Source organism: Providencia xihuensis (genome assembly GCF_041953405.1).
GTDB lineage: Bacteria > Pseudomonadota > Gammaproteobacteria > Enterobacterales > Enterobacteriaceae > Providencia > Providencia vermicola.
Window position 1 is genome coordinate 3095126 of the sequence record NZ_CP169565.1, and the last position, 12570, is coordinate 3107695.

Consider the following 12570-nt stretch of genomic DNA (forward strand, 5'->3'; position numbering starts at 1 on the left):
TTGTTTCAGAATCTTTGATTTTGTAGCACTTTGAGGGTAGATAAATTTATTTAGCAATGGAACACTGGTCGCCGACATAGACGACACTAATCTCTCATAAATAGTTCCAATTATTTTTTGCGAATTATTTTTGGCAGTGGCAGGTGTCCGAATAACACCAATGAGGGTAATAATAATGATGAAACGCAATATTCTTGCAATGGTTATCCCAGCTCTGTTAGCTGCTGGTGCAGCAAACGCAGCTGAAGTATACAATAAAGACGGCAACAAGTTAGACGTTTACGGTAAAGTTGACGTTCGTCACTACTTTGCTAAAGGCGACAGTGGCCAAGATGGCGACGATTCACGTGTTCGTTTAGGTCTGAAAGGTGATACTCAAATCACTGATCAACTGACTGGTTTTGGTCGTTTCGAGTGGGAAACTAAAACTAACAAAACTGAAACTAACAACGAAAACAAAAACCGTTTAGCTTACGCTGGTTTAAAATTCGCTGATTTCGGTTCAATCGATTACGGCCGTAACTACGGTGTTAACTATGATGTGAACGCATGGACCGACGTTATGCCTTTATGGGGCGGCGACACTATGGCTCAGTCTGACACATTCATGACTAGCCGTAACCGTAACCTGTTAACTTACCGTAATAACAACGCATTCGGTTATGTTGATGGCCTGAGCTTTGCCCTGCAATACCAAGGTAAAAACGGCGACAACAACAAGTCTGGCAGTAAAAACGCTTGGGACAACAACGGTGACGGCTACGGTTTAGCGACTGCTTATGACTTAGGTTGGGGCGTTACACTGGGTGGTAGCTACGCAAACTCATCTCGTACTCCATCACAGAAAAACACTACTGCAGCTGGCGGCGACAAAGCGCAAGTATGGAACGTTGGTGGTAAATTCGACGCTAACAATGTTTACTTAGCAGCTATGTACGGTCAAGCACTGAACACGACTCACTTCGGTAAAAACGACACTATCGCTAACAAAACTGAAAACGTTGAATTAGTGGCTCAGTACCTGTTCGATTTCGGTCTGAAACCATCTTTAGGTTATAACCAATCTAAAGCTAAAAATGTTAATGGTCAAAACGGCGATATCGTTAAATATATCTCTGTAGGTTCTTACTACTACTTTAACAAAAATATGTCTGCAGTTGTTGATTACAAAATCAACCTGTTAAAAGACAACGACTTCAGCGAAAAATACGGTCTGATGACAGACAACGTAGTTGGTTTAGGTCTGATCTACCAATTCTAATTATCAGTTAACTGATAATCGAGAAACGGTAACATGTTTTTGTAAGCAGCGCTTCAGCGCTGCTTTTTCATTTCTATGTTATATCTACCCTTGTTATACCTACCTTAAAACCTGTTCACCTTCCCACTTATCAACCCAAACCATCGATAAGACAGGTAAATTCACCACCTTTATGGATATTTCTGGTTGGATTACATGCAATTCCTACCTAGCTCACAAGATCTCGCCAATTTTTCGTAAAACGGTTGGCAAAAGCCCTTTCACACGTTAACCTGAGAACTCGACTCGTTCGACTAAACCCGTTTTCAGCTATACCCAGCATTAACCCGCTGGATGGGGCATCTGACAGGTAAGGTTGCCATAAACACCCTTACTTTGCCTCACCACACAGGTTGGTGTTAGGTACCACAACCGAGCTTTGGAATCGACAACATGTTTGAGAAAATTACTTCTGCCCCCGCTGACCCAATTTTAGGTCTTGCTGATAGTTTCCGTGCTGACCCCCGCGATAATAAAATTAACTTAGGTATTGGCGTCTACAAAGACGAATCAGGGAAAACCCCTGTGCTTGATACCGTCAAAAAAGCAGAAAAATTCCTGCTTGATAATGAAAACACCAAAAACTATCTTGCGATTAGCGGAATGCCAGAATTTGGCCGTGTAACACAAGAACTGTTATTCGGTGCACAACATGAAATTGTCACCTCAAAACGTGCACGTACAGCGCAAGCACCGGGTGGTACAGGTGCATTACGTATCGCTGCGGATTTTATTGCGAAACAAACCAACGCGAAGCGTGTTTGGATAAGCAATCCAACTTGGCCTAACCACAAAAATATTTTTGAAGCAGCTGGCTTAGAAGTATTAACCTACAACTACTATGATGCGGCTAGCCACGGTATGGATTTTGACGGTATGCTAAATAGCCTGTCATCTGCTGTTGCTGGCGATGTGATTGTGCTGCACGGTTGCTGCCATAACCCAACAGGGATTGACCCAACCCCTGAGCAATGGGCTAAACTGTCTGACCTGTGCGCAGAAAAAGGCCTATTACCTGTTTTTGACTTTGCTTACCAAGGTTTTGCTAAAGGCTTAGATGAAGACGCTGAAGGCCTGCGTATTTTCACCAAAAATAACCCTGAAATGATTGTTGCCAGCTCATTCTCTAAAAACTTTGGTTTATACAATGAGCGTGTTGGTGCTTGCACTATTATCGCGAAAGACAGCGATAACGCAGAACGTGCATTTAGCCAAGCAAAAGCGGTTATCCGTGCAAACTACTCAAACCCACCAGCACACGGCGCAGCAGTGGTTACCACAATCCTTTCTGATGATGCGTTAAAAGCCGAATGGATCCAAGAATTAACCGCAATGCGCGAACGTATTAAACGTATGCGTCAGCTACTAGTCAAAACCTTGGATGAAAAAGGCGCTAAACAAGACTTTAGCTTCATTATCAACCAAAATGGTATGTTCTCCTTCAGTGGGCTGACAAAAGAGCAGGTAGAGCGTCTACGTAGCGAATTTGGTATCTATGCTGTGAGCTCAGGCCGTATTAACGTGGCTGGCTTAACGCTGGAAAATATGGTTCCACTGTGTGATGCTATCGTGAAAGTTCTATAGATATTTATTCAAACAACTACATATTTCACAAAAACAGCCAGTAACTTAACTGGCTGTTTTGTTTATAACAAAGGAATTACCTCAAATGGCTCAGGAAACGCTCTGTCATTTGGACTCCTCCCCAGTTATTTCTGACATTATCATTACCAATATTAGGGTCAACGCTTCCCTCATAAGCAATACGTTGCTCCGTCAACAACTGTATCAAGCGATCAATAGTTGATTCCTCATTGTGTTTTGATAATTGCTTGTAATCATTAAAAAAGCTCACTTGCATCACATTAGTCATAGAGGCAGTGTGATTATTGTGTTGCAAAGTGACTCTCCTTCCTCCCTTTGATTGATATACCGTTTCTGCAAGCGTTGCTGAAAGTTCTTTGTAGATTATCTCAGTTGGGGAAAAATCAACCAGTACCACTTGATTACGCCCTTCGAGATCATGGATAGTGACATCCCCTTGCCCATGGCTACTTACAATATAGATATCATCCCCTTTACCACCAGCTAAATGGTCTTTTCCATCTAAAGAAATTAATACATCCTGTTTCATGCCTTGCGCCAATAAAATATCATCACCTTGACCACCATAAAGGATATTTTCGCCACCTGTTGTTATCAGCTTATCATTACCACTCCCACCTTTAATCACACGGCCATGCTGTGACATATCTATCACTTCATCATTACCAGCCTGCATATCAATAAGCCAATGCTCTCTCGCATAATTTTCGGATAATACAATTCCATCATTTTCCATGGTTTGTTTTAATGGTTTAGGAACGTCATTTAACATATCAGCAAGCTCATTAACTGGCTTCCAGATGGCTAGCTGTCCTGAATGTTTTGCTTTATCGAGTTTTTCAGATAAGTAATAAGATAACGAAGTCATACTACTCGTCGTAGATGAAATATATTTACTATCAAGTTGATTATAGTGATGAATATTAAAGCGAGCCCCGCTATCATGAGTTGGCTGTTTAATCTTGAGAATTTTACCTGATGATGAAACATAAATTTGATAAGCGGGATCGGTCTCTTCAATTTCTTGCCGTTTAAAATTAACTAAGTGGATATGGTTATTACCATGATTATCTTCAATATAAGTGGCGCCTGAGTGGTTGCCATCAATAATATAATGGTCATTTCCACCTTCACCCATCAAAGTATCTACTCCATCATCTGACAGCAATAAATCATCCCCCTCCCCGCCACTAGCAAAGTTATTTCCAGCCCCGCCATATAAGACATTATTCCCCATGGTAGCTTTAATATTATCATCACCTTCCCCACCTAATAACACATAGCTATTTAAGCTCTTATTGATAATAGTATCGTCGCCATTTTGGCCATCAATAACATGCTTTTCTAATATATAACCCGCAGGTAAAAGAATTTGATCGTCATAATCGCTGCTGCTTATAACTGGATTCACTGGGGAAATATGATTTTTCTGTAAATCCACTTTAAATACATTACTATATTTATCTTGTATTAAAATCACCTCAGAAAGATTATCTCCCACATTTGTAAAATGAACTATTAGTTTTTTCTGCCCAAATTTATCGAAGTTACCTAATTTCCCCTCATCCATCGAGAGAGCAAAACCATTCTCAGTAGGTAATAATAAAATCACCTTATCATGAACTGTGAAACTATCTTTTACCTTCGCGAAATCAAATTTAATTTTGCCATATTCATCTTTTTCTGTAAGAATTTGATAGGTGTCAACCCCGCGAGTAACCTCAATATAATTTCCTAGTTTAACCAGAGGCAAAAAGTTATTTTTATCATTACCACGATATGTTAATTGTTCAGCACGACCTATTGGTGCAAACCATCCCCATTCTGGTGCTACATGTTTTCGGTGCTTATTTATTATGATGGTATTAACCGTTTCATCTATTTCAACTGATTTGCTTTCTGTTGTCGCAACTTGATCAGCTTCTTGAATATAACTGAGGCTGAAATATTGCTCAGGCTCTTTTTGACCAATCTGCGTCGTCATCATCCAACCATCTTGAGTTTGTATTCGGTACACATGATGCGGTTTGTTTAAATCACTATTTGGGTCAATAACATTCTCTAGCCGAATAAAAACAGAGCTTTCTATATTGGTGAAATCATGTCCATCCAGTGTGCTATTTGGTAATTTGATAGTTAGAATTAAATCATTACCGCTTAATTCAACCTGTTTTATTTCATCTAAAGAATATTCTATGCTTACATGGCTTTGTGAACGACTAGATTCTTTAATAGCCACATCAGCCCGATATTCTTTATTATTATTCTTATAGGTAGGGTTTAGAAAACGTTTAGTTTTAACTGCTTTTTCTTCCTTTGCCCAATACTGCTCTGTAAGATAGAGGTCATTAGCATGCTGCATCCATTCAAAACGGCGAATATGATAACTATCATTTCCATCACCACCCACTGCATCACCTTGGGTTAAAACTAGTTTATCATCACCACCATTCCCGACTAATAAATCTTTACCTAAGCCACCATCAAGTACATTATTTGTATCATCGCCACATACACTATCATTGGTATTCCCTTTGATTATAACATTTTCTATGTTTTGTAAATGAGCAATAGAAATAAACGGATGCTTTCCTTCTTGCTTATAATGCAGTGTATTTTTTTCTAAATTAACATAAGCATGATGATCATCAGGTAAGAGGTCAATAGTAACCGTATCGTTCCCGCCCTGACCATCAAGATACTTAGTTGGCATTGTATTATTGAGTGACATTAATGCGCTTAAATTATTATCTCGCAGATAAAACAGGTCATCTTTATCTCCACCTGCAAAATATTTTTCGCCCGATAAAACCTGAAATGCATTTTTTCGCCCTTTTGCGCCAATAATGACATCATTGCCATTAGCTGTATTCCAGCTCGTTCCTCTACTGTAAGGGGTATCCAAATACAACGCTATCCTTTGAAAATCATTCACTAAATTTTCACTAAAACGCCGCTCATTTTCTCTAAACATCCGTTGCCCTAACACACCAAATTCAGTTTTATTTGAGTAAAAATTAATTTGTGAGGAACTCGAATTTAGTAACTGATTATGCATTGATAAGGTCAAACTATTTTCTGAAATTTTATGGCGAGATTTAAATGCATCAAATAACGGATTTTTATATGCTGAATTTAAAGAATAAGTATCGTGCGTAGGTTTCGTTCCTGTTTGTTTAATATCAACTATCTCTTTTGCTTCTTTTTTAGGCCTGAAATTTTTACGGACCGATAATCCCATTCTTTTATACAAATAAATTAAATCTCTAAACCATGCACTTTTTCTAATGATCTTATTACCCAGAATAAAATCAATTTCATTAGCAGTAAAAGAAAGCGCACCTTTTTTCGAAAACCGGAGCCCATAATAGCCTGATCCTAGACGTTGATTTTCTAATATGCCACTAAAATAGTTTCCATATCCATCTACTAAATAATATTTTTGCTCATTACCATAAACAGGTTCTTCAACAATACTTAAATGATGATCAAAGCCTGCCGCTAGAATATGACTCTCAAATAATGCCAGATCAATTTCCCAATTTTGTTTTTTAAATGCATTAATATACAACTGAGTATTCATCTCTTGTTGAGTTCGCAAAGTCGGCTCTAAACCTAAAGCTCCTCGTATTCCCTCTTCTAATTCCCTATCCCAGTCAATATCAATGACCTCTTTTATATTCTCGACTGCACGAACACCATTGTAAACCCATCCACCAACAAGCAAAACTCCACCAACAACTAGTCCCACAATAGGAATAGTTGAAGATCCTACTAATACAGCAATCACTGTCACGCCATTAATTACGGCGCTAGTAATAGATAAAGAGGCGTTAACAATAAGATCTTGGCGTTGTTTAGGATCTGATACGTCATTGAGTTTAGATAAACTATCGTAGGCTTGATAGATATCAATCCCCATTCCGACTAAGTTAAAAATGATAACTGTTCCCGCAGCAAGCCTTGCACGAACAAGAGAACTCACACCTCTAGCAGAAGAGATATTTAACAACATCGGTTGTATAATCATATCCCCATAATTAAATAATGCGGATGCACATAATAAATAAAACTGTTTTTCTAACTCCTTAATTTCTTCTTCTGTGATATCTGGGTTATCGAGCTTATGTAAAATAGCATATGCACTGATCATACTCTGAATAGCACCAACTGCCCCCATTCCTTGTCCAGCACGGTTTGCAATACGTTGGAATAATGGAAGTTTAGTTCCTGCTTGACGAACTTTTAATAAGGTCGAAGAAGAAATAGTTTCTTGCTGTACATCACTATCATTCGCTAGATATTTAAATTGCTTTTTCAATACTGCAGATCCACTAAAACTCGCTTGATTATCGACTAGTTGATATATATCTCCTGAATTTAACTGTTCACGAAATATTTTAGTAAAGATAACATCGTCTTTTCCGCCTTCCATTAAAGAAAAATACATAGCTAACTTTTCAGAGGAAAAGCGAATTTTTTTATGCGAATTATCTGAGATAATATCTGATAGAGTAACAGGCTTCCCCTCTATCGTTGCCCCTAATAGCTGTAATTTAGCAAAAGCGATTTTTTCACCATTAATCGTTACCCAACTATTTTTAGGTAAACCAAATTCAGCTTGTTCGATAATAGATTTACGTTGACTCTGTAGAGAAGAGAATCTAGCTTTTAGATTCGGCGACTCCAAATCAATTGATTGAATACTTCCTCTAAAGTCACCATTTTCCATTTTTTGGAAGCCTGCCGACTTACCTCTATTTATAGACTTCCCATCGGAAAGTTGGATATCCTCATTAAAATACTGTTTAAGTTGCTGTTGAAATTGCTGCTGTGCTAACTGAAGAGAGTTATTTCTAATGCTAAATTGCACCCCTTGAGGGTCAAATAGGCAAATTTCGTATGCCCCATTACGCCTAACATGAATGATTGTGTAAGTTGTTAATTCTCCTTGTAAAAACACGATCCTATTTGTCGTATCAGAAACCACTGAAAATAAATTTACCACTGATTGGTCAGAAATAGAGATACTGTTATTCTTGATTAACGTATCAATATCCTGAGTATATTTTTGCATTTTTTTCAGCAAAGTATCCTCTGCTGAAGTAAGTGTTTTTTGGTCTGCAATTAACTCGATTTGAGCCTTTCGCTCAAGAAAATCACGTGCTAAATCACTATCGGTAAAATAATATTCAATGCCATATATGAGGCCCAATTCTTGGTCTATCCCAGTCGACCCACCATTTTTCGATATAATACCATGATTAATCAAACCAATGTTTTTTCCTTGGTTTAATTGTTGGCTATATTGTTGCAACCGTTCAGCTTGATGATTTTTATACGTTTTAAATGCTTCAGAAAAAGAGAGGTTTTTAAATCTCCCATTATCACCTTCAAAATTTTTAATGCTAAGCTCACTAAATCCTTTTAAATTTTCACTTAACAAAATGAGCTTGTTATCATCCGTGACTAAAGCTAAAACTTTACCTTTATCTATGCCATCACCGGCAGGAAATAGCTGTTTAAGTAATTCTTGGGAATGTTGACTTAAATTATTTAATACTGAAAGATCGCTTTTTATTGCTACTAATAAAGTGTGGATGCTATCTGCTTGTTGCCGATAATTCGTCTCTAGCGTTGTCTCTATCAATTGATTTATTGATGCCGTGGTAAGTGTATATCCACGGTTTAATGCTCCATTTACCTTTGAATTGACAAGAGGATCTTGTAATACAATCATTAGTTTTTTAACATCAATAAACCCTTCGTTATCCGAAAAGTAATTTAACAAATAAGGATGTTGCACCAAATCGATATCTTGAATAGCAATTTCTTTTAGTGCTATTTTTTCCAATAATGAAATGAGCTGCTGGTTAGGCTGACTTGCGAGTACAGTAGGAGAAACATTACTGTTTACCGTTGTGGATTTATCCAGAGCTTCATAGATAAATTTAGATTTAACTTCACGGTTAATGCCTTGTACTTTAAACTCCTCAGATAAACTACTAAGAAATATTTTATGCTCACCGGCTTCCGTTATCATTGCTGGTCCAACAGAATGGAATAGGATATTTTCAGGGTTTATTAACGGATATTTTTTTTTGAGTAGCGATAGCTCAATAGACAATGCATTTGTTGGCTTTCGTACTGTTTCTGCATCGCCAATAATCACCCAATTCGTTATTACTTGTTTTTCCAATAAAGACATTAAATGTTCTTTACCATATTCTAAAATATGTTTTTTACTATCAACATCCATTTGAAAAATTAATGTATTTTGAGGATTTCTCGCGGCTAAATTCTCCGCTTGTAATAAACCTTTTTTATCCCGTGTCAGCCTAATAATAACAGTTAACTCTCCTGAATTCTTAATTGTATTTGTTAATACCTTTTTTTGAATATTCTGGCTGTTAACCATCTTCCAAATGGGAATATCTATGATACCGAGTTCATTTAATCGTGCAGAGAACCTAGTATAAAAATCATTGGGTAAAAGACTGTTATTTTTTTTAAGCTCCTGAACAAATAGTCTATAGGCATTCTGATTGTAAGCTACTTTTTTTATTAAATTATTATCAAGAATACGAGTATCAGGATCCCTAAACATATACAAAGGGTCGGGTTCAATATAATCATTTAGTTGAGCGAGTGATAGCTCACCACGACGAACCTCATTAATAAAATATAATGCACTAGAGCTATTATTGATCCTGACTTGCTCACTACCTGAATGATACTGATAGACAAACTTGTAACCTTTGGTATTTACCGAGTCTCTTACAAAGTCAACTGGATAAATAACCTTAGACCCTAAATACATATTTCCGACTTGCCGATTATAAGCGACGATAGGAGCGCGTACATTATTCTCAGCAAGTAAGCTAGTCGCTTTTAGTGCAAAGTTTTCATTAATACCTCCACGACCTAAATCACACCCTAGCATGACGAGTTTGTCCGGCGTTGTATTTTTTAAAACTTTTCTGCGTAAATACATTAATGCTTCAACATATTGCTGTGCATTTTTTTCCATATAAAGAGTTGGCTGATGATGACCATAATATTTTCCATGACCAATTGTTATCCAACGTACTTTTCCTACATTAATTCTATTCAGGTCTCCATGCAAAATTTTATATTGCTTCGAGCCCATATCATACTGAATAATCATAGAGTCTTCAGGATGTTTAGAAAATGCATAAGCAGTTGCTTTAGCTGAATCTTGATCACTACCATTTTGTATAATCACATTATAGGTATATTCAGTATATTTTGCCTGTCTATTAGTTTTCGCATCACCAGCTTTGTTTCGATGGTATATCAACATCGGATCTAGCCAAGTATCTAGATTACCCGTATTTAGTGGATTGCTTTCCGGCAATCGACTACTTTTATAACTTTCCTGCATATTTAAATAAACATCATCAAAATCTGTATCTAACTGAACAACAGATTTTCCTGTGGTCGGGTCATTATTAATGATACTTTTTTTCCGTATTATTTCTGTTCGTCCTTCAATAAAACTACCTGATATTTTACGTTTAGGATCGAAGTATTGACCATTATCTCCTTCACTCCACTTTTTATTTAATGGTGCCCTATAACCCTGATTTATGAATAACTGCTGAAAGTTAGAAAGTTGTTCAACATTATTAATAATGATTGCACCTTGGGAATTCATATGAAAATATGTATCGATAGATTCCGTTGTACCTATAAGGCTATTTTTTCCTCTTAGTCTTTCTGGTAATACAAAGGTAATAGGAAAATTTTCGTTCATTATACTCGTAGGGTTAGCATCATCAGCCCCATGGTGAATCAACTCCATCCCCTCGGCTAGACCAAACTTTTTATTTAATTTATTTTTAATTTCTTTTATTTTTTTATTTATAATTCCGTTATCTTTTCCTTCCTTTCTATTATATTCAATTTCATCATTATATAATTTTTTCTGGACTGAATTTAACTCATCATAGTTTACGCTAGCCTTCCACTCTTCCCATGTCAACATCGAAGTTACTTTCACATAATGCTCCAAATCTGACATATGAAAAATAATACTGAAAATATCATAATCTGCTGTTATTGCTTTTCCTGTTTTAGAATCACCAATAACATAAAATGGCTCTATTTTATTATTTTCTAGATGATATAAACCCCATCTATCGATATTATCTTTTTTAATTTTTTTTAGAAAAAATACTTTTTCAACACCATCAAAAGAAGCACTTATCTCTTTATACCCATCTTGTTCTACTGTATTTGAAAAATAAATCGTTTTATATCGTATAAGCTCCTCAACTCTTTCTGAAGTAATTTCTAGCATAACAGCAATAGCTTTACCTTCACTAATAGATGATTGAGAGTATTCATTATATTTTTTGCTATTTTCTCTCCCCGATTTTTTCGCAAATTGTTGTTGCACAGGAATAAAACCTGCATGAGGTCCCCAATCCGAACTTTTCGATTTAATAGCTAACCCTTTGCTGCTGTATTCTCCCGTTCCTATAATACTTGTTGATTTAGGGTCAATAGGGCGAAAGCCAATAATAATATTCTCTTCATTGGAAACTTGAGTAATTAGATGCTGATGTATTTCTGAAATACCTGAAACAGGCACATCAATTTCTTTGTTTAAAGGCTTAAGATGCAAGTTAATACTGGTATAATCTTTACTAATACCATCGGAAGTATTCTCTAGTGTCGATGATATTTGCGGATTATTCAAATTAATTATTTTTTCATTCTTTTCCTCATTAGTATTCTGAATAAAATCACCTTTAGATAGAGTCAAATCTATATTTACTTTCCCCATATATATCCCTATATAAATAAAAATTTAATATTAAAATCAGATTAAAACCAATTTAAAATATCAAATTTTCAAGATATAGATAGTTTCAAGAAATATAATTAGGACATAGTTTTAAATTATTTTAGATTACACCCACTGCGTATAAAAAAACCCCTGATAAGGGGTTATTGAATGGCACGCTGAGTAATCAATTTCAGTAAACTATTCATCTTGTAAAAAAGGATTGGTTTTGCGTTCAAAGCCTAAATTTGACATAGGCCCGTGACCTGGAATGAACTGATAGTCATCACCTAATGGCAACACTTTGTTTTTAATCGATGCGATTAAGTCCTGATGATTTCCACGAGGGAAATCACTACGCCCCACACCGCCTTTAAATAACACATCACCCATTGAAATTATTTTATCATCGTGATTGACTAAAATAATATGACCTGGTGTATGCCCTGGGCAATGCAACACATCAAAAGTAATACCGCCACACGTGACTTTATTCCCCTCTTCTAACCAATAATCAGGGGTGAAATCTGGACATTCTCCGATATAAAACATCGCATTTTGTTCTGCAAGGTTTTCAATCCAGAAAGCATCTTCTTTCTGAGGCCCATAAATAGGCACTGAAAAATGTTTGGAGAGTATGGCTGAAGCACCAATATGATCAGAATGGCCGTGGGTAAGCAAAATTTTAGTAAGGGTTAATCCACGACTTTCGATAGCAGAAATCAATTTTTCTGCTTCACCACCAGGATCAACCACAACTGCGTCTAGCGTATTTTCATCCCAAATAACCTGACAGTTTTGCATAAATGGCGTTACTGGGATAATGGTATATTTCATCGAACAATTACTCCGT

General features: G+C 36.5%; 4 protein-coding genes. 2 read left to right on the forward strand and 2 right to left on the reverse strand.

The features are described 5' to 3' along the window. The first annotated feature begins 175 nt into the window (after positions 1-175). Positions 176-1261, forward strand: coding sequence for a porin (locus tag ACE2AL_RS14035; RefSeq protein ID WP_375083615.1), 1086 nt, complete (start codon positions 176-178; stop codon positions 1259-1261). Positions 1262-1693: 432 nt separating this feature from the next. Next, positions 1694-2884: an amino acid aminotransferase gene (locus ACE2AL_RS14040; RefSeq protein ID WP_206086658.1), complete on the forward strand. Its 1191-nt coding sequence runs from the start codon at positions 1694-1696 to the stop codon at positions 2882-2884. Between the two features lie 76 nt (positions 2885-2960). On the opposite strand, the gene ACE2AL_RS14045 is transcribed toward ACE2AL_RS14040, so the two are convergent. After that, a complete protein-coding gene (locus ACE2AL_RS14045; RefSeq protein ID WP_375083616.1) occupies positions 2961-11717 on the reverse strand; it encodes an anthrax toxin-like adenylyl cyclase domain-containing protein in 8757 nt (2918 codons plus the stop codon). A 201-nt stretch (positions 11718-11918) separates the two neighbouring features. Continuing rightward, entirely contained in the window at positions 11919-12554 is a 636-nt protein-coding gene (locus ACE2AL_RS14050; protein WP_272538752.1) for an MBL fold metallo-hydrolase, read from the reverse strand. Positions 12555-12570: the final 16 nt, after the last annotated feature.